Annotated in this window: 19 protein-coding genes and 1 tRNA gene; 2 read left to right on the top strand and 18 right to left on the bottom strand. The window is 67.0% G+C overall.

The window, feature by feature from the left end; translation table 11 throughout:
- Positions 1 to 304: 304 nt before the first annotated feature.
- Positions 305 to 1,345, top strand: coding sequence for a DUF4236 domain-containing protein (locus HF885_RS06595; protein WP_233519132.1), 1,041 nt, complete (start codon positions 305 to 307; stop codon positions 1,343 to 1,345).
- Between the two features lie 216 nt (positions 1,346 to 1,561).
- Here HF885_RS06595 and HF885_RS06590 read toward each other — a convergent pair whose 3' ends face one another.
- The 7 genes from HF885_RS06590 to HF885_RS06560 all read right to left on the bottom strand — a co-directional run bounded on the left by HF885_RS06590 (position 1,562) and on the right by HF885_RS06560 (position 5,130).
- The gene (locus HF885_RS06590; protein WP_090862044.1) at positions 1,562 to 2,467 is read right to left on the bottom strand and encodes an ATP-binding protein; all 906 of its coding nucleotides are present in this window, start codon (positions 2,465 to 2,467) and stop codon (positions 1,562 to 1,564) included.
- 40 nt (positions 2,468 to 2,507) lie between these two features.
- A complete protein-coding gene (locus HF885_RS06585) occupies positions 2,508 to 2,951 on the bottom strand; it encodes a helix-turn-helix domain-containing protein (protein ID WP_118100694.1) in 444 nt (147 codons plus the stop codon).
- Positions 2,951 to 3,226 (bottom strand): helix-turn-helix domain-containing protein, encoded by a 276-nt coding sequence (locus tag HF885_RS06580; RefSeq protein WP_090862048.1) that lies wholly within the window; start codon positions 3,224 to 3,226, stop codon positions 2,951 to 2,953. The genes HF885_RS06585 and HF885_RS06580 overlap by 1 nt, the downstream gene beginning before the upstream one ends.
- Before the next feature lie 57 nt (positions 3,227 to 3,283).
- Positions 3,284 to 3,505 carry a helix-turn-helix domain-containing protein gene (locus tag HF885_RS06575; RefSeq protein WP_118100696.1) on the bottom strand — a complete coding sequence of 74 codons (222 nt, stop codon included), beginning with the start codon at positions 3,503 to 3,505 and terminating at the stop codon, positions 3,284 to 3,286.
- Positions 3,506 to 3,644: 139 nt separating this feature from the next.
- Positions 3,645 to 3,845: a helix-turn-helix domain-containing protein gene (locus HF885_RS06570; protein ID WP_090862052.1), complete on the bottom strand. Its 201-nt coding sequence runs from the start codon at positions 3,843 to 3,845 to the stop codon at positions 3,645 to 3,647.
- Positions 3,846 to 4,400: 555 nt separating this feature from the next.
- Positions 4,401 to 4,477, bottom strand: a tRNA-Pro gene (locus tag HF885_RS06565).
- A 119-nt stretch (positions 4,478 to 4,596) separates the two neighbouring features.
- A complete protein-coding gene (locus tag HF885_RS06560; RefSeq protein WP_170104150.1) occupies positions 4,597 to 5,130 on the bottom strand; it encodes an acyl-CoA thioesterase in 534 nt (177 codons plus the stop codon).
- 71 nt (positions 5,131 to 5,201) lie between these two features.
- Between HF885_RS06560 and HF885_RS06555 the strand changes: the two genes are divergently transcribed.
- The gene (locus HF885_RS06555) at positions 5,202 to 5,519 is read left to right on the top strand and encodes an MGMT family protein (protein WP_170104149.1); all 318 of its coding nucleotides are present in this window, start codon (positions 5,202 to 5,204) and stop codon (positions 5,517 to 5,519) included.
- 63 nt (positions 5,520 to 5,582) lie between these two features.
- Here HF885_RS06555 and HF885_RS06550 read toward each other — a convergent pair whose 3' ends face one another.
- The 11 genes from HF885_RS06550 to rpe all read right to left on the bottom strand — a co-directional run bounded on the left by HF885_RS06550 (position 5,583) and on the right by rpe (position 18,987).
- A complete protein-coding gene (locus HF885_RS06550; RefSeq protein WP_206109825.1) occupies positions 5,583 to 5,954 on the bottom strand; it encodes a DUF1667 domain-containing protein in 372 nt (123 codons plus the stop codon).
- Position 5,955: 1 nt separating this feature from the next.
- Complete coding sequence (locus tag HF885_RS06545) at positions 5,956 to 7,329, bottom strand: NAD(P)/FAD-dependent oxidoreductase (RefSeq protein WP_328804349.1); 1,374 nt, start codon at positions 7,327 to 7,329, stop codon at positions 5,956 to 5,958.
- Positions 7,322 to 8,809 carry an NAD(P)/FAD-dependent oxidoreductase gene (locus tag HF885_RS06540; protein ID WP_170104147.1) on the bottom strand — a complete coding sequence of 496 codons (1,488 nt, stop codon included), beginning with the start codon at positions 8,807 to 8,809 and terminating at the stop codon, positions 7,322 to 7,324. Before HF885_RS06540 ends, HF885_RS06545 begins: the two co-directional genes overlap by 8 nt.
- An 86-nt stretch (positions 8,810 to 8,895) precedes the next feature.
- Entirely contained in the window at positions 8,896 to 10,746 is a 1,851-nt protein-coding gene (locus HF885_RS06535) for an ABC transporter ATP-binding protein (RefSeq protein WP_170104146.1), read from the bottom strand.
- A complete protein-coding gene (locus tag HF885_RS06530; protein WP_419197818.1) occupies positions 10,746 to 12,488 on the bottom strand; it encodes an ABC transporter ATP-binding protein in 1,743 nt (580 codons plus the stop codon). Before HF885_RS06530 ends, HF885_RS06535 begins: the two co-directional genes overlap by 1 nt.
- A 43-nt stretch (positions 12,489 to 12,531) precedes the next feature.
- Positions 12,532 to 14,352, bottom strand: a complete 1,821-nt coding sequence (locus HF885_RS06525; protein WP_170104145.1) for an ABC-F family ATP-binding cassette domain-containing protein — start codon at positions 14,350 to 14,352, stop codon at positions 12,532 to 12,534.
- Between the two features lie 2 nt (positions 14,353 to 14,354).
- Positions 14,355 to 15,203: a deoxyribonuclease IV gene (locus tag HF885_RS06520; RefSeq protein ID WP_328804348.1), complete on the bottom strand. Its 849-nt coding sequence runs from the start codon at positions 15,201 to 15,203 to the stop codon at positions 14,355 to 14,357.
- Position 15,204: 1 nt separating this feature from the next.
- A complete protein-coding gene (gene coaBC / locus HF885_RS06515; RefSeq protein ID WP_170104144.1) occupies positions 15,205 to 16,416 on the bottom strand; it encodes a bifunctional phosphopantothenoylcysteine decarboxylase/phosphopantothenate--cysteine ligase CoaBC in 1,212 nt (403 codons plus the stop codon).
- The gene (locus HF885_RS06510; protein WP_170104143.1) at positions 16,416 to 17,129 is read right to left on the bottom strand and encodes a zinc ribbon domain-containing protein; all 714 of its coding nucleotides are present in this window, start codon (positions 17,127 to 17,129) and stop codon (positions 16,416 to 16,418) included. The genes coaBC and HF885_RS06510 overlap by 1 nt, the downstream gene beginning before the upstream one ends.
- A gap of 2 nt (positions 17,130 to 17,131) precedes the next feature.
- On the bottom strand, positions 17,132 to 18,304 hold the full coding sequence (locus HF885_RS06505) for a cysteine desulfurase family protein (protein WP_170104142.1): 1,173 nt from the start codon (positions 18,302 to 18,304) through the stop codon (positions 17,132 to 17,134).
- Between the two features lie 2 nt (positions 18,305 to 18,306).
- Entirely contained in the window at positions 18,307 to 18,987 is a 681-nt protein-coding gene (gene rpe, locus HF885_RS06500; protein WP_170104141.1) for a ribulose-phosphate 3-epimerase, read from the bottom strand.
- Positions 18,988 to 19,000: the final 13 nt, after the last annotated feature.

Here is a 19,000-nt window from a genome sequence, read left to right as displayed (position 1 = left end):
AGTTTTTGGTTACCCGCCCCGTAATCCTCGATGCAGATTCGCTCTCGGAACTTTGATGAAAAGTACCGAGCGCTCCCCAGGGCGTCTCATGGAATGGATGTAGATATGTTCTCAGGAGGTTGCACTCTCTTACGTACCGCAAGTCCTAGCCGGGAAAAATCGATATTACTCAAAGGGCATTGCCCGCTACGCCTAGCCCAACAGTAACAATGTCATCTAAGTTTATGCGGCATGATAAGGTCTTGGTTGGACATATAACCTAGCTTAGGAAGTATTCAGCGATTGAGGAGGGCTTACCTTGGGCGTGCGTTTTCGGAAGAGCATCAATTTGGGTGGGGGATTCCGCGTCAACATCAGCAAGAGTGGCATCGGGTACAGCTGGGGCACGAAGGGATACCGCTACACGAAGACCGCAAGGGGCTCTTCGCGACGGACGTACTCGATTCCGGGCACCGGGCTCTCGTACGTCAGCGAGAGCGGGAAGAGAAAGGGGCGCTCGGGCTCGTCGAGCCACGCCCGTGGCGCAAGCCATTTGCAGCAGGCTGGGGTTTCGAACGCCGTGAGCACGGAGAGCGTGAACGCAGGTGACTACCAGCCGGCGGAGTACGAGGAGCTACTGGACCAGATGAGGAAGGCCCAGAGGCTCGATTACCTCAGCACTTGGCTGATGGCGACCGTCATCCTCGCAGTCCTCCCGCCCTTCATCTTCACGGCAATCGCCGGCATCGTTCTCAAGATTGTCGTCCACTCGAAGATGAAAGTCCCGATGGAGTACTCGTTCGACGACGAAGCGCAGGCAGCCTACGACGACCTCTCCGCAATTTGGATGAGCCTGAACAAGAATAATAAGTTCTGGCAGACGGTCTCCGAGGCCAGCCTGGACAGGAAGGTGAGCGGTGGCGCGACGCGAGGGGTCAAGAGGATACCTGCCCACGCGATCAGCAAGCTTCCGTTCTTCGTGGAGTCCAACGTCCAGCCGTTCGGCCTGAGGCTTCGCAAGCAGCGCGTCTACTTCCTGCCCGACAAGGTCCTCGTCGTAGCGAGAACGAACGTTGGCGCTATCAGCTACGAGGACATCGACATGGAGTTCGGAACGTCACGCTTCGTTGAGACGGACCCTGTCCCCAAGGACGCGAAGGTGATAGGGCAGACGTGGCTCAAGGTAAACAAGAATGGGACGCCCGACAAGCGATTCAAGAACAACAGGCAGGTCCCTATTTGCGAGTACGGAAGCGTGCGTGTGACCTCGGATTCGGGCCTGCATATCGAGCTGATGTGCTCCAATAGCAACACGATCAGTGAGATGCGCACGTCTGCGAATAAGTTCGAGACTTTTCTGCGATAGGGCAGCTTATCCTCACAAGTTGAGGGAGGATCAAAAAATCCTGCAGCGTATTCCTCTGAGACTGGCTGCTCACATAAACGATGTAGTAAGCGGCTTCACCGCGTCATCTTATGCGACGAGGTAAAGCCGCCTTTTTCTGAAGCAGTGACGATCCGAATGCTACATTCACTCCCCTGTGGTTCACTGAAGAGCGAGAAGACATAACGACAAAATGCCCTACTTGAAGTTTTCGAGTATTGATCGACTTGCGACAGAATATGTCCTCTGTTTAGGTTGCGTCCCTCGGGGTCCAAAGGCGCCTCTCCTCAGGTCAGGTCCCGTGAGCTCCACGTCGGCGCACGTCGCGGCGATTCGCGAGGCTATGGCGGTGGCCGTCTCCGCCTCGCCGGTCGACGCGAGCCTCGACCTCAGCTGCGACAGCGTGTACTGCGACGTGACGACCGTCGGCCTCATGCCCTCGTACCTGGCGTTGACGATGGCGAACAGCGTCATGAGGGACCACCTCGAGCTGGACTCCTTGCCCAGGTCGTCCAGGACCAGCATCTCGCACGACGAGTACCTCTCGAGGGCCCTCTTGCTCGAGCCTCCCCCGTCGAAGGTCTCCCTGATGCTCGAGAATATGGCGATTGCCGAGGTGAAGACGGTCCTTAGCCCCCGGTCCGTGGCCGCTATGGCGACCGCCGCCGCGTTGTGGGTCTTCCCCGTGCCGACCGGTCCGTGGATGAAGAGCCCGTTGGGCCCCGACCCGGGAAGGGCATCCGCATAAGCGGCGCACCGGGCCTCTGTTGGGGTCGCCTTTCGGAACCTGAGCGGGATCCCCGACCTCTCGAGCCTGCGCTCCCTCTCCGCGGCCATCTCGTCCAGGGCCCTCCTCTCCTCCTCCCTCCTCTCGCGCTCGGCCCCTTCGCATTCGCATGGCTCGTGCGACACCCAGGCGACGCTCCCGAAGACGGGGACTCCGAGCGGCCTGAGCGGCCTCCCGCAGTACGCGCACCTCGCGGGAGGCGGGACCTCGCGGACCAGCCCCCGCGCAATCGCCTCCTCGGGCGTCACGAGCGTCTGGCGACATGGCTGCCGCCCATCGCATTCCGCGTCCGCGCCGATCCTGCCAATCGAGCCCACTGCGCCCGTCTCCTCTCCGGTCTCTCATATGAGATTCGTTCTACTCTTCTCTTCTATCTATATAGGGGCGGACAATCTGTCCGCGGCCGTGGCCAGGATGTCCGGAGCCGCGGACAATATGTCCGCTTCCCGACTTGCCCGCGGACAATTTGTCCGTGGTCTCGCCGCCCTCCACGCGCGTTATCGCCGCGCTGACGGCCCCCCTGCGGAGGACGAAGGCCCTACCCCTCGGGCACGTCTCGGCATCGGCGGTCTCTGCTATGAGGTCCCTCGAGACGAGGTTCCCGAGGGACCTTCTGACCTGTCTCTCCGACATGTTCAGGAACGCGGCGCAGCTCTCGGCCGACTCGAAGTAGGTTCCGCCCTCCTCCTGGCAGAAGCTGAAGACCCTCGCGTAGACGAGGAGGTCTGATCCCCGGAGCCCCAGCCCCTCTGTCATGAAGCGGTACACCGTGGCGAACTCGCCGGCCGAGTGACTTTGCATCACGCCTGGCCCATCTGCTTCTTCGCGGCGTCGCGGACGAGCTGCGAGTTCGACTCGAGCCAGTCCATGAGGTCCTCGCGGTGTATGAAGGAGTTCCTCTGCTGCCCGAAGAGGAGCCGGAACGGGAGCGGGTCCTCCTCGCGGTGCGCGAGCTCCCTCACCGTCCTCTCGCTGATGTGCAGGAGGCGGGAGACCTCCTCGACGGAGTAGTACTCCTTGATGAGGATGGTGCTGCGGCTGCCGTTGATTCTCTCTGCTTTTGTGGTCTGTCTCATCTCTGATCAGCTCCATTCGAGACGCCGCGCGAGACCGACCGCAGACGGGATCCGAGCCTATTTGCCATCCATTCCGAGCCAGCAGGACATCCTGCTGTCCCTGGCTAGCGTCCTCATGAGCTCCGTCCTGTCGATGCGCCACTGGCTGCCCACCTTGACGGCGGGGATCTTCCGGTCCATGCAGAGCCGCCTTACCGTCCTCGGGGAGACCCTGAGGATCCTCGCGGCCTCGTCCGCCGATATCATGTCCAAGCTGCTTCTGATTTCCCGATGACTCATCTGGACCCCCTTGCCCCTCGACAGCGAGGATACGGCGGGATGGAGCATCCCCCGTCGGCAGGCCACGGGACAGCCTTCTGCAAGCTTCTGCAACGGCAGCCTTCGCGGAAAACGCATGACGCCACTCCCATGGGCGGCGTCATTGGTCCAGCATCCCGACCAGCTGGGCGATCTTCCTTGGCGAGTAGTACCAGTTGTGGCCGAACTTCTTTGCTGGGATCTGCCCGTTATGGACCATGCGCAGGACCTGGCGCTCGCAGAGCCCGAGGTACCGCGAGACCTCCTGCGTGCTGAGCGGCCGGTTCATCCGGGAGAGGTCTGGTGTCTGCTCTTCCTGCATGCGTGTCGCCTTCCCTCATCTGGTGTCACCTCCCATCCTCGGATGGAGCGTGACGCCCTTGGGTTACCTGACGATTCGCATGCTATCCGCTGGTGTCGGTGCCTCTGGCCGCGTCTGCCGGCCTGTCCCCCGCTGTCCGCGTCGTCCGCAATGGCCGGGAATTCCCCCAGGACGCCACGGTTCCTTCACAAGCGCCCAAGCCGAGGATACACAAGGCAGGCCGATGGTTCGTATGCTGCGTGCAGAGTCTCGGGCACTTGTCGACAGGCGAGCCACTATGCGAAGGCGAGAGGTCGAACGGCGGCCTGACCTCATGCGCGCAGGCCGGCTTGGGAGCCCCATAGAGGCGCGCAAACTGACGCATTCCTGATGTGGCGATACTGCACGAAGACGCGTATCGCAACCGTTCGCCGAGGAGTTTCCCCCTATTGCAAAATAGGACATTTCGGGACATCAGAAGAACCCAGTTGCACGTTTTACAGGACACAAATAGGACACAAAATAGGACACCTAAAGAAAAAGGTCAGAGGCTTAAGCCTCTGACCTGCGGTTTCGTGGTCGGGTGGACTGGATTCGAACCAGCGACCCCTTGACCCCCAGTCAAGTGCGCTACCAAGCTGCGCCACCACCCGTTTGTTGCACTTGGGCTCGCGCCCGCCTGCGGTTGAATAATATAGCAGGACGAGAAGGACGGGGCAAGCGCAAATTGCGACTATTTTCGAAATTCATTCGCCGCCGCCCAAACGCCAGCCTAGATGCCCTGCTCCTGGCGCTCGCGGCGGATCATCTTGCGAATCTGGGCCATGTGCCACTCGTTTCGCTGTTCGTCAGTTTCGAGCTTCAGGCCAAACGGTATGCGCCGGGGTCGCTCGTCCTCCCCCACGCAGACCTCCGTGAGGTACGCCACGTTGATCTGCTTGCGCTCCCCCGTCGCGACGTCCTCCACGTAGGAGTCCACGCGAACCTCGAGCGACGTCTTGCCCACATACGTGACGTACGCGTCGATGACCACTATCTCGTTGAGGTAGGCGGGATTCTTGAACACGAGGCTGTCCACGCACGCCGTGGTGACGGACCCGCCGCAGTGCCTGCGCGCGGCTATGCCCGCGGCCTCGTCTATCCACTCCATGAGGCGTCCGCCAAACAGGCGGTTCTCACCGTTCATGTCGCCGTGGACCACGGTGTGCGTCGCGCGCGTGCGTGAGCGCTCCTGCGATCTCAGGGGGCGCGTCTCTTGCGGCGCCGTGGTCTGGCTCACGAGTTGGCTTAGGTCGCTTTCCGTCATGCTGTCCTTTTGGTTGGCACGGCACGGGCCGTGGGATATGGTACGTAGCAAACATAGCAGATGGGAGCAACATGGACGAGGGCTTTTTCGAACGCGCATACGCTGTGGTGCGACAGATCCCGCGCGGGCGCGTGGCGACGTACGGGCAGGTGGCCGCGATGATGGGAGAGCCACGCAAGGCCCGCTACGTAGGGTTTGCCATGCACGCGAGCCCCGGCGTTGCCGGCGGCGTGCCGTGCCACCGCGTGGTGTTTGCGGACGGGTCCCTGGCTCCGGGGTTCGCGTTTGGCGGAGAGGGCACCCAGCGCGCCATGCTGGAAGACGAGGGCGTTGCGTTTACGCCCAGCGGCAGGGTCGACATGCGACGCTGCCGCTGGGAAGCGCTGTAGGATCTTTTTTAGGGCCGCGTGACGTGGGGCCGCAGGGCGCGATGCGTAGAGGCACGGCCGCCGCTACACGTCCTTCGTGGCGATCACGTCCACGCCCGTGCCGCAGACGTCTGCAAGCACCACGTCGCCAATGTGCACCGGCGCCGCCATGCTCACGTCGGAAAGCGCGCGCACAACGTCCAGCACCTTCGCCTTCGGCACGTCGCCCGCGGTCTTGACCGATACCATGCGCGCAACGTCAGACCCCCTCACGGGCACCACCGTCGTCACCACGCGCGTGGGGTCCGTCACCTCCTTGCGTGCGTACGCGTCGCCACGCGGGCAGCCGTTGCCCGTGACGGCCGCGACCTCGCCGCCCGCCAGCGTCACCGTCACCTGGCAGCCCTTGGGGCAGCGTATGCACGTGAGCGTGACGCTCTTCTCTTCCTGCGACATGCTACTCATCCTCCAGAAGAACGCGGACGACATCCCCGGGGCGGGCGTCCGCAAGGTCGGCCCGCCTCAGCGTGACCTCCTGCATCTCGCCCGGCGCCATCACGGGCTTGCGGCGATGCGTCACGCGGCGGTCGCCCACGTAGACGGACACGTAGCGGTTTTGGTAGACCGCCCCCACACGAAAGCGCAGCCTCAGCGAATCGTCCATGCGTCCGGGCGAGACGAACGAGGGCACGGTGTAGCGCACGCCGCCCGTGGCCTCGATGGCGAGCTCCGTCGCGGCGCCGGGGAGGTCCTTCTCGCCCGCGGCAAGGCCGGCCGCCCCTTGCATGTAGCGCGCGGCGCACGCGCCGGCGTGGGCGCTCTCCTCGCTCACGTAATCCACCAGGTCGTGCACGTGCAGCACGTTGCCGCACGCAAACACGCCCGGGACGCTGGTCATGAGCTGGTCGTTCACGAACGCGCCGCGCGTGACGGGGTTTATGCGCACGCCGGCCTGGCGGCTGAGCTCGTTTTCTGGCAGAAGCCCCACGGAAAGCAGCAGCGTGTCGCACGGGTAGCGCACCTCCGTGCCGGGTATGGGCCGCAGGTGATCATCCACCCGCGCGATGGTGACGGCCTCCACGCGGCGCTCGCCCTCCACGTTCACCACGGTGTGCGAGAGCTTGAGCGGTATGCCAAAGTCGTCCAGGCACTGCACGATGTTGCGCTTGAGGCCGCCGGAGTACGGCATGAGCTCCGCGACGCACGCCACATGCGCGCCCTCCAACGTGAGCCTGCGCGCCATGATGAGGCCGATGTCGCCGGAGCCCAGGATCACGACCTCGCGCCCCGGCAGCAGGCCGTCGATGTTTACCAGGCGCTGCGCGGTGCCGGCCGTGTACACGCCGGCCGGGCGCGTGCCGCAGATGTTAAGCGCGCCGCGCGGGCGCTCGCGGCAGCCCATGGCAAGCACCACGGCGCCGGCACGCACGCGGAAGATGCCTCGCTCCGCGTTGACGGCCGTCACCACGCGCCCGGGCGACACGTCGAGCACCGTGGTCCTGAGCATGTGCTCGATGTTGCGCTCGCGCGCCTTCGCCACGTAGCGGGCCGCGTACTCCGGGCCCGTGAGCTCCTCCTTGAACGTGTGGAGGCCAAAGCCGTTGTGGATGCACTGGTTGAGGATGCCGCCCAGCTGAGGCTCGCGCTCCAGCACCAGCACGGACGCGACGCCGGCGTCATGCGCGGCGATGGCGGCGGCAAGGCCAGCCGATCCCCCGCCCACGATCACGATGTCGCGCTCGAGCTCCGGAACGGCCGCGGCCGCGGTACCGCCCTTCTCTCCCGCGCCGGCAGTGGCGCCGGCATGTGCGCCTGTGGCCATGCTAGTCATGGCGCTCGCCCCCTTCCGCCTGCTTGTCGTGGCCCACGACCATGCGCGAGCCCGGACCGCACTTCGTGACGTCCTCCATGGAAAGGCCATCGACCTCCTCTGCAAGGATCTCCATGATGCGCGGCGTGCAGAAGCCCGCCTGGCAGCGGCCCATGCACGCGCCGGTGCGGTGCTTCACGCCGTCCAGCGAGCGCGCCCCCGGCACGCGGCGGCACGCATCGCGGATCTGGGCCTCGCTCACGCGACAGCAGCGGCACACGATGGTGCCGTACGCCGGGTCGCTCTCTATCAGGCGCTCCCACTCGCCCTGGCCTATGCGCTTGAGGTCTGGGATGGGGCGGCGCCGCGGCTCGAAGCTCTGGTTGCGCGGCAGGCCCAGTATGTCGTTTGCCTGCGCGGCCACCATGCGGCCGATCGCGGGGCTCGCCGTGAGGCCCGGGCTCTCGATGCCGGCGCAGTCCAGGAATCCCGGCGCGCCCGCGACGGGCCCTATGATGAACTCGTGGCCCGGCTGGTGCGCGCGAAGGCCCGAAAACGACGTGATGGTCTCGCGGAACGGGATGTCCCTCACCGTGAGGGCGCTCTTGCGGCGCACGGCCTCAAGGCCGGCCGGCGTGGTCTGGGTGCCGCGCTTGTCGTCGATGTCGTCAGCGGTGGGTCCCACCAGCAGGTTGCCGTGGACCGTGGGCGTCACGAGTACGCCCTTGCCCATCTTGGTGGGCAGCATGAACACGGTGTGGCGCACGTGGCCGCCGGCCGTGGTGTCCAGCAGCTCGTACTCGCCGCGGCGCGGCACTATCGTGAGCGTGTCTGCGCTCACCATGTTGTGGATCTGGTCCGCGTACACGCCGGCCGCATTTATGACCACGCGCGAGAAGAACGCGTCGCCGCCGGCCGTCACCTTCCAGCCAGGCGCGCCGCCTTCCAGCGTCACGGGCTCCACCGCCGTGACCCGCGCGTCAAATCGGAAGCTCACGCCGTTTGTGGCGGCGCTCTCCGCCAGCGCGGCCGTGAGCGCAAACGGGTCGCAGATGCCGGCCGTGGGCGCCCACAGCGCCGCGACGGCACCGTCCGCGATGTTCGGCTCCATGCGCACGAGCTCCTCGCGCCCCACGATGCGAAGCTCCGGCACGCCGTTTGCGCGGCCGCGCTCCAGAAGTGCCTCGAGCGCGGGCATGTCCTTCTCGTCCGTGCAGACCACGAGCGAGCCAATGCGGTCGAACGCAAAGCCCAGCTCGCGCGCAAGCTGCGGAAAGAGCGCGTTTCCCTCCACGTTGAGCCTCGCCATGAGCGTGCCGGTCTTGGCGTCGAAGCCAGCGTGCACGATGGCGGAGTTCGCCTTCGACGTGCCGGCGCACACGTCGTCCTCCGCCTCCAGCACAAGGAAGCGTCCGTCCAGGCGGCTGAGCTCGCGGGCTATGGAGCACCCGCTCACCCCGGCGCCTATCACGAGCGCGTCATAAACTATGGTACCGTCCATCGGTCCTCCGTCCTGCAATGGTGCGTCCGGGTCATCCGGCGGTCCATATGCTAGCGCGCGCGGGAACGATGGGGGCAAGGCCTCGGCTAGCGGGCGAACTGGCTCTGGTAGAGGTCGCGATAGAACCCGCCGGCGGCCAGCAGCTCCTCGTGCGTGCCCTTCTCCACCACTCGGCCGTCGCGCATGACGATAATGCAGTCCGCGTTGCGCACGGTCGAGAGCCTGTGCGCCACCACGAGCGACGTGCGGCCTTCCATCATGCGGTCGAACGCGTCCTGCACCTGCAGCTCCGTGCGGGTGTCGATGGAGCTCGTCGCCTCGTCCAGCAGCAGCACCGCAGGGTCGCACATCATGACGCGGGCGATGCACAGCAGCTGGCGCTGCCCCTGCGAAAGGGCGCCTCCGCCCTCGCCCACCATCGTCTGGTAGCCCTGGGGCAGCTGCATGATGAACTTGTGCGCATGGGCGCGCTTCGCGGCGGCCACCACCTGCTCGTCCGTGGCGTCCGGCATGCCGTACGCTATATTGTCGCGTACCGTGCCCTCGAACAGCCACGTCTCTTGCAGCACCATGCCGAACGCGGAGCGCAGGCTCTGCCGCGTGAGGCCGCGCGTGTCCATGCCGTCGAGCGTGATGGTGCCGCCGTCCACGTCGTAGAACCGCAGCAGAAGGTTGATGAGGGTCGTCTTGCCGCAGCCGGTGGGCCCCACCAGCGCAAAGCGCTTGCCGGCCGGCACGTGTATGCACACGTCCCGCAAAAGCGGACGGTCCTTCCTGTACGAGAAGAACACGTGGTCCAGCTCGAGCTCGCCCCGTGGGGCGGGAAGCTCCCCCGCGTCCGCGGCGTCCGGCTTCTCCTCCGCGGCATCCATGAGCGCGAGCAGGCGCCGCGCGGAAGCGAACGCGGTCTGCACCTGCGTCACGACGGCGGAGATCTCGTTGAACGGCTTCATGTACTGGTTCGCGTACGAGAGGAAGCTCTGCACCTGGCCCACGGAAAGCGGCGTGGGCCAGCCGGTGATGACGCTCGCGCAGCCCGCGATGGCGACCGCGGCGTACGTGACGTTGTTCACGAGCCTGGTGGAGGGGTTGCTGAGGCTGCTTATGAACTGCGCACGCACGCCCTTCTCGTACAGCTCCGCGTTCACGCGGCCGAACGTCGCGACGTCCGCCGGCGCGTGCGCGAACGCCGTCACGAGCTTCTGGTTGCCGATGACCTCCTCCGCAAAACCGCCGAGCTCGCCCTGCAGCGCCTGCTGCGCCGCGAACGAAGAGGCGGACTTGCGCGTGATGAGCCCGGCCGCGAGCACGGACAGCGGCGTGAGCAGGATGACTACGAGCGCGACGGGCACGGATATGGACAGCATGAACGCGATGGTTCCCACGATGGTGGCGACGCCGTTGAACAGCTGTGTGAAGCCCTGCAGCAGGCCGTCGCTCACCTGGTCCACGTCGTTTATGACGCGGGACAGCAAATCGCCGTGGGAGTGCGAGTCCACGAACGACAGCGGCAGGCGGTCGAGCTTGCCGTACGCGTCCACGCGCAGGTCGCGCGCCGTGTTGTACGAGAGTCGGTTCGTGCAGTAGCCCTGCACCCACTGGCACGCGCCCGCGGCGGCCACCACAACGGCGAGCCGCCTGAGCACGGGCGCCAGGCGCGCGAAGTCCACGCGGCCGGCGGCGACCATGCAGTCGATGGCGTTGCCTATGAGCACGGGCACGTACAGCTGCAGCACGACGGACGCGGCGGAGGCCACAAACGCGGCGACCAGAAGCGTCAGGTGCGGCCGCACGTAGCGCATGACGCGGCGCAGCACCGTGCCCACGCCGTAGCCCGCAACGTCCATCCCCTGGTTGGGGTCTGTGCCGCCCACGTTTCCGCGCACGTTCGACATGGTTGCGGAGGCGGATGCCCCCGCGGCATACGGGTTGGCCATTACGCTGACACCTCCTCCGGCGAGAGCTGCGACAGGCAGATCTCGCGGTACAGCGCACACGTGCGCAGCAGCTCCGCATGCGTGCCGATCCCGGCCACGCGGCCGTGGTCCAGCACGAGCACCTTCGTGGCACCCATGACCGCGCTCACGCGCTGAGAGACGACGACGCTCGTCGTCGTGCCCGAAAGCGAGGCCAGGGCCTGCCTCAGGCGCGCGTCCGTCGCGAAGTCGAGCGCGGAGGCGGAGTCGTCCAGCACCACGACGCGCGGCGACCCCACGAGGGCGCGCGCGATGGTGAGCCGCTGCCGCTGTCCGCCGCTGAAGTTCTTGCCGTCTGCCTCCACCGGCTCGTCCAGGCCGGCCGGCTTCGCGCGCACGAAGTCTGCCGCCTGCGCAAGCTCGAGTGCCGCCCACAGCTCGTCGTCAGTGGCGTCCGGCTTTCGCCACGTCAGGTTAGAGCGGATAGTCCCCGTCATGAGCGACGCACGCTGCGGCACGATGGCGACGGTGGCGCGCAGCTGGTCAAGCGGCCATTCGCGCACGTCGCGCCCGAGCACGCTCACGCTGCCGGACGTGGCGTCGTACAGGCGCGGCAGCAGCTGCACGAGCGTGGACTTGCCCGACCCCGTGCCGCCGATGATGCCCAAGGTCTCGCCCTCGCGCACGTCGAGCGTCACGTGCGCGAGGGCCGGCTGCGACGACCCCGCGTAGCAGAACGTGGCGTCGTCCAGGCTCACGGCCGGCGCCTCGCCGCGCGCGGGCGGCTCCACGCGGCCCGCCTCAGCCTGCGCAAGGGCCGGGCTCGCGTCCAGCACCTCCATGACGCGCTGCGCAGAGGCCGACCCGCGGGTGAACGTGACCACGAGGTTCGCCACGTACGCCACAGCAAGCAGCGTCTGCGTCATGTAGTTCACGAACGCCATGACCTCGCCCTGCGTGAGGTCGCCCACGCTCACGCGAAACGCGCCGCTCCACAGGATCGCGACCACGCCCGCGTTCAGCACCACGAACGTCGCCGGGCTCAAAAGCGCCGTCAGCCTGCCCGCGGCGACGGCCGTGGCAGCCTGGTCGTTGGCGGCGCGGCGGAAGCGGGCAAACTCGTCCTTCTCGCGGCGGAACGCGCGGATCACGCGCACGCCGGAGAGCGACTCCCGCGTGATGAGGCTCACGCGGTCAAGGCGCGTTTGCATCTGTCTGAAATACGGCACCGCGCGCGACATCACAAACCAGAACACGAGCCCTATGAGCGGCGTGCACAGAAGGAATATGCAGCCCAGCTTAAAGTCGATGAGAAGCGCTGCCACCATGGAGCCCACGGCCAAAAACGGCCAGCGTATGAGCTGACGGATGCCAAGGGCGATCGCCACCTGCACCTGGTTCACGTCGTTCGTGATGCGCGTGGTGAGCGACGGCGTGCCAAAGCGGTCCACGTCCTCGGCAGAGAGCTCCATCGTCTTCTTGAAGAGCGCATTGCGCAGGTCCGTCCCCACGCCCTGCGATACCAGGGCCGCCATCCTCTGGCACACCAGCGTGAAGCAGTAGCCCACGCACGCAAGGCACACCAGCAGCGCGCCCATCCTCAGCACGTAGCGGGCGTCGTGGTGCGCGACGCCCACGTCTATCATGCGCGCCACGATCATGGGCGTCATGAGGTCGAACACGACCTCGACCACCTTTGCCGCCATGCCCACGGTCACGCGCCCGCGGTATCCCCGCAGGTACCCCATCAGCAGCTCACGCAAAGCATACTTCCCTCCGCGGCCCCTCTGTCCCAGCACGTCGCGGCTAGTCCAGGCCCAGCTTGTCCGACAGCTCTATCCACTCCGTCTCGAGCTCGTCCACCTGGGCCTCGACGTCGTCTATCTGGGACTGCGCGTCCATGAGGCCTTGGTAGTCCGACGCGTCCAGCTCCGCCATGCGCGCACGCAGCCGCTCCGGCTCTCCCTCGAGCTTCTGCAGCTTGCGCGCCACGGCGTCGTAGCGCTTCTTCAGCTCGCGGCGCTCGGCGTTGGAAAGGCCCGTCGGCGCGGGGCCGCCGTCCTTCTCGCCCTGCGCATCCACGTTAGGCGTGGCGGGCGCGGATGTCGAATTCGACTTTTGTATGCTGCCATCCAAAAGGGATAGGTATTCGTCCACGCCGCCCGGCACGTGGCGCACGTGGCCGTCTATCAGCGCAAACTGGTCGTCCGTCACGCGCTCCATCAGGTAGCGGTCGTGGCTCACCAGGATGAGCGTGCCCGGCCACGTGTCAAGCAGGTCCTCAAGCACGGCGAGCATGTCCGTGTCGAGGTCGTTTCCGGGCTCGTCCAGTATGAGCACGTTGGGCTCGCGGAGAAGGACGCACAGTATCGACAGGCGCCGCCTCTGGCCGCCGGACAGGTCCTTGATGAACGTCGGGAACTCCCTGCGCTCGAAGCCCAGGCGCTCCAGCAGCTGCTCCGGGCTCTGCGGCTTGCCGTCCACCACGTAGTACTTCTTGAACGTGGCCAGGAGCTCCTCCACGCGCCAGTCGTCCTTCTCGCGCAGCTGGTCCAGGTGCTGGGACAGTATGCCGAACTTCACGGACTTGCCGATCTTGACGTAGCCGGCGCTCGGCAGCATGCGGCCCGTCATCACCTTAAGGAGCGTGGACTTGCCGGCGCCGTTCTCGCCCAGGATGCCGTAGCGGTCGCCCGGCCCTATGAGCCAGCTCACGTCCCTCAGCACCTGGCGCTCGCCGTAGCCGGCGCTCACGTCCTTAAGCTCCATCACCTGCTTGCCCAGGCGGCTCACGGCAAGGCGCTTCAGCTCCGTGGTGTTACGCAGCGGAGGGTCGTCCGCCAGGAGCGCCATCGCGGCGTCGATCCTGAACTTCGGCTTGCTCGAGCGCGCCTTCGCGCCGTGCGCGAGCCAGTTGAGCTCCTTGCGCAGGGTGTTCTGGCGGCGCTCCTCCGTCACGGCCGCCTGGCGCTGGCGCTCCACGCGCTGCTGTATGTACGCGGAGTAGCCGCCCTCGAACGGGTCGATCACCCCGTCGTGCACCTCCCACATGTGCTCGCACACCTCGTCCAGGAACCAGCGGTCGTGCGTCACGACGAGAAGGGCGCCCTGTCCCTGCTGCCAGCGGTGCCTCAGGTGCCGCGCGAGCCACGTGATCGCGCCCATGTCCAGGTGGTTCGTGGGCTCGTCCATCAGGATCACGTCCCACGTGCCCACGAGCACGCGTGCCAGGTCGCAGCGGCGGCGCTGCCCGCCGGAGAGCTCCCCCACCCTCGCGTGCCAGTCAACGTCGCCCAGAAGCTCGTCCACCACGGAGCGCACCTTGGGGTCGGACGCCCACACGTACTCCGGCACGTCGCCCACCACGGCGTGCTCCACCGTGTCCGCGTCGTCGAGCGCGTCGTCTTGGGCGAGCATGCCCACCTCGATGTTGTTGCGGTACGTCACCTTGCCGGAGTCCGGCTCCAGGCGCTTAGCCACAAGCTCCAAGAGCGTCGACTTCCCGTCGCCGTTCCTGCCCACGATGCCTATGCGCTCGCCCTCGTTTATGCCTATGGTCTGGTCGCGCAGCACCTGCTTGCCCGGCCACTCCATGCTCAGGTGCTCGCAGCCAATCAGAATTCCCAAAGCTATTCCTCCACGTCCGCCGCAAGCCCACGCAGCAGCGCTATCTCGCGCCTGTATCCCGCAAGGTCGTTCGGCGTCTCCAGTATCATCGGCAGGTCGCGCGTCCTTGGGTTCGTGACCACCGCGCGGAAGGCATCCAGGCCCAGCGTGCCCTCGCCTATCCTCTCGTGGCGGTCCTTGTGCGACCCGCGCGGGTTCTTCGAGTCGTTCAGGTGCAGCGCGCACAGCCGGTCCAGGCCGATCACGCGGTCGAACTCGTCCAGCACGCCGTCCAGGTCGCCGGCCACGTCGTAGCCGGCGTCGCTCACGTGGCACGTGTCAAGGCACACGCCAAGCAGCTGATTCTCGCGCGTCCCGTCGATTATGCGCGCCAGCTCCTCGAAGCTGCGGCCCACCTCCGTGCCCTTTCCGGCCATGGTCTCTAGCAGCACGCGCGTGCGCTGGCCGGGCACCAGCACCTGGTTCAGCCCCTCGCAGATGAGCTCGATGCCGCGACCTGCCCCCTGCCTCACGTGGCTGCCGGGGTGAAAGTTGTAGTAGTTGCCCGGCAGCGCCTCCATGCGCTCAAGGTCGCCGGCCATGGCCTCGCGCGCGAACTCCACGGTCCGCTCCGTGGCGGAGCACAGGTTCATGGTATACGGCGCGTGCGCCACCAGCTTCCCAAAGCCGTGCTCGGCCATCAGGGTCAGAAGCGCCTCCACGTCCCTGGGGTCCAGCGCCTTCGCGCTGCCGCCCCGGGGGTTGCGCGTGAAGAACGCGAACGTGTTCGCGCCGATCTCGAGCGCCGTCCTGCCCATGGCCTCGAAGCCCGCGGAGGTGGACAGGTGGCAGCCGATCGTGATCGCGCCCACGCTACCGCACCCTCCCCAGAAGGGCGCCCAGCCTATCCAGGAGCTCCGCCGCGACCTGCTCCAGCGGCAGCGTGTCCATCTGCTCCACGCGGTCCGGGTACACGAAGGCAACGCGGTCGGTGTCGGACCCAAACGTGCTGTCCGCACGGCTCACGTCGTTCGCGACTATGAGGTCACAGCCCTTGCGCTCGAGCTTCTGGTGCGCGTGGGCAAGGAGGTCGTCCGTCTCGGCGGCGAACCCCACCACCACGCGGTCGCCCTTGCGCGCGCTCAGGTCGCGCAGGATGTCCGCGGTCTCCACGAGCTCGATCGCATCCAGGCGCTCCTCCGTCTTCTTCAGCTTGTGGTCCGCCGGGGCCTTCGGCGTGTAGTCCGCCACGGCCGCGGCGCATATCGCGGCGTCCGCGCCCCCAAACGCCGCAAGCGCCGCCTCGTGCATCTGCGCGGCGCTCACCACGTCCACGCGTCGCACGCCGACGGGCGTCGCGAGCGCCGTCGGGCCGCTCACGAGCGTCACGTTCGCCCCGCGGCGCGCCGCCTCGCGCGCTATTGCGTAGCCCATCTTGCCGGTTGACGCGTTCGCGATGTAGCGCACCGGGTCTATGGCCTCGTGCGTGGGACCCGCCGTCACGACGACGTCCCTGCCCGCGAGCGCCGCGTCCTTCTCGCCTGCGCCCTCTGCCTTGCCGAGAAGGGCCAGCGCCGCGGCCACGATGTCCTCCACGGGCGCGAGCTTGCCCTCGCCCACGTATCCGCACGCGAGCTCGCCGGACGCCGGCATCACGAAGCGCACGCCGCGGCCACGCAGCAGCGAGACGTTAGCCTGCGTCGCGGGGTTGCGCCACATGTTCACGTTCATGGCGGGCGCCACCAGCACGTCCGAGTGCGCCGCGAGGATCGTCGCCGTCGCCGCGTCGTCCGCGATGCCGCACGCCATCTTCGCCATCACGTTCGCCGTCGCGGGCGCTACCAGCACCAGGTCCGCGAAGTCCGCGGACTCCACGTGCGGGATGGCCGTCTCGTGCATGCCGTACAGCGACGTGACCACCTCGTGGTGCGAGAGCGCCCTGAACGTGGTCTCGCCCACGAAGCGCGTCGCGTCCTGCGTCATGGCGACGCGCACGTCGCAGCCGGCCTTCTGCAGGCCGCGCATGACCTCGCACGCCTTGTACGCCGCGATGCCACCGCACACCACCAGCGTCACGTTCGCCATCAGTCGGCAACCTCCTCGGTCACCAGCAGGCGGTGGCAGTACGGGCACTCCGCGATCGAACCGGCGTGCTTGAGGTCGCTGAACAGGCTCGGCTGCAGCTTAACGCGGCACACGGACGGCACGTTGCCCTCGAGCTTCTCGACGGCGAGGCCGCCAAAGCGCTTCGCCGCGGCGTCGTAGCGCGCGAGCGTGTCTTCGTCCAGCGCCGCGACCATGCGCTTGCGCTCGTCGGCGAGCTGGCGCACCCGCGCCATGATGTCCGCGGTGTCGCTCTCGAACGACGCCTGCTGGGCCGCGCGCTCCTCGTCGAGCTTCGCGTCCAGGTCGCGCGCGTTCCTCTCGGCCTTCTGGAGGCGCTTCAGGCGGTCGGACGTCTCCTTGTAGTTGAACTCGATCTTCTCCATCTTCTTGGCGAGCGAGGTCAGCTGCTGCTCGATGCTGGACGCCTGGCGGTAGTCGCCCTCCTGCGCGAGGGCCCTCACCTCGTCCGTCTTCTGCATCAGGTGCTCGTGCTCGGCCTCCGCGTCCTGGAGCTCGAGCTCGGCGTCCTTGCGCTGGCCCACGATCTTCGTGAGCTCGCCGGCCACCTTGCGCTTCGCCGCGTCGGCAGCGGCGATCCTCTTCTGCTGCGGCATCGCCTTGAGCCTGCGGCTGTCGCGCATGAGCTCCAGGTCGATCTGCTGAAGGCGCAGGAGCGCCTCGTAGTCGTTCATGTCTACCTCCGGTTGCTAGAGACGATGCCAAGGAGAGCGTCCGCGAAGCGGTCCAGGTCGCCCTCGCTCACGCGCTCGTCGAACGAGATCCTGAGCGATCCCAGGGCGTCGCCCCGGGCGATTCCCATGGCGGAGAGCACGTGGCTGGGGTCGAGCGAGCCGGACGAGCACGCCGATCCCGCGGACACCTCGAACCCAAGCTGGTCGAGCTTCAGGATGAGCGTCTCGGAGTCCAGGGTCGGGACCATGACGGAGACCATGCCGGGCAGGCGTCCCTCGTCCACCGTTGCGCTCACCGTGGGCAGGATGCCCGTGCCCTCCGCGCACAGGCGCGAGAAGAGCGCGTTTGCCCGGCCCTGGACGACCGCTCGCGTGCGGTCCAGCCCGTCCGCGCAGCTCTTGGCCGCCGCCGCGAACGCGAGCGCCCCGCGCACGTCCTGGGTGCCGGGGCGGCGCCCCTGCTCCTGCCCGCCGCCGAAGCTCTGGGGCCGCAGGGGGCAGCGCGAGCGCACCATGAGCGCGCCTATGCCCACGGGGCCGCCGATCTTGTGCGCGGCGATGCTCACGGCGTCGGCGTCGGCCACGTCGAGCGGGATCCGCCCGAAGGCCTGCACCGCGTCCGTGTGGAACAGCGCGCCGGCCTCGTGCGCCGCGCGGGCGATCTTGCCCACCGGCTGCACGACGCCCGTCTCGTTGTTCGCGCTCATCACGCTCACCAGCGCCACGTCGGGCCCCAGGAGCCTTCGTACGGCGTCCTCCGTCACGACGCCCTCGCGGTTTGGCCTGGCGAGCTCCACCTCGAAGCCGCGGCCGCGCAGCGCCGGCACCACGTCAAGCTCGCTGTCGTGCTCGATGGCCGAGACGATGACCCTCGTCCTGTTGCGGTCGCGGTCGCGCGCGCCCTCGGCCATGCCGTACAGCGCGAGGTTGTTCGACTCCGTTCCGCCGGAGGTGAACACCACGTCCGCCGGCCTGAAGCCGCCGCCCACGCAGCGCGCTATGTCGCGCCGGCACTGCTCCAGCCGCGCGTACGCCATGCGTCCCAGCGTGTGGAGCGAGTTCGGGTTCGCGCCCGCTATCGGCGACTCCTCGTAGAACCGCTCCGCCTCGATGGCCTCTTCGCACATGGGCGCTGAGGCCGCAAAGTCCAGGTACACGTAGTTCTTGTTCTGCATCCCTATGCCCTCTTGGCGAGCCCCATGGTGCCGTTGCGGCGGAGCTCCTCAATCGCTGCGGCGTGGTCCGCCGCCTTGAAAACCTTGCTTCCGGCCACTATCACGTTCGCGCCCGCGGCAACGACCTCGCCCACGTTGTCCGCGCCGATGCCGCCGTCCACCTCCACGAGCGGGCTCGCGCCGTGCTCCGCGCACATCCTGCGCAGGGCCCTGAGCTTCCTCACGGAGCCGGGGATGAAGCTCTGCCCGCCAAAGCCGGGGTTCACCGTCATCACGAGCACCATGTCGAGCTCGTCCAGGATCGCGTCGAGCGCGGCCACTGGCGTCCCCGGGTTCAGCGCGACGCACGCCTTCGCACCCGCGTCGTGGATGAGACCCACGAGCCGGTCCGCGTGCGTCTGGGCCTCGTAGTGGAACGTCACGACGTCCGCGCCGGCCGCGAGGTACCACGGCACCTGCTCCTCCGGGTTCGTCACCATCAGGTGCACGTCCAGGGGAAGCCTCGTCGCGGCCTTCGCCTGGCGCAGAATCTCCGTGCCAAAGCTCAGGTTCGGCACGAAGTGCCCGTCCATCACGTCGTAGTGGACGAGGTCCGCGCTCTTGATGCTCTCGAGCTCCTCGCCCAGACGCGTGAAGTCGGCCGAGAGGACCGACGGTGCAATCAGTACGCTTTCGTTTGGCATGTTTCGATCTTCT

It is taken from the genome of Parafannyhessea umbonata, assembly GCF_012844235.1.
GTDB lineage: Bacteria > Actinomycetota > Coriobacteriia > Coriobacteriales > Atopobiaceae > Parafannyhessea.
The sequence above is the reverse complement of the archived record's forward strand: the minus strand, read 5'-3'. Positions and strand labels throughout refer to the sequence as shown.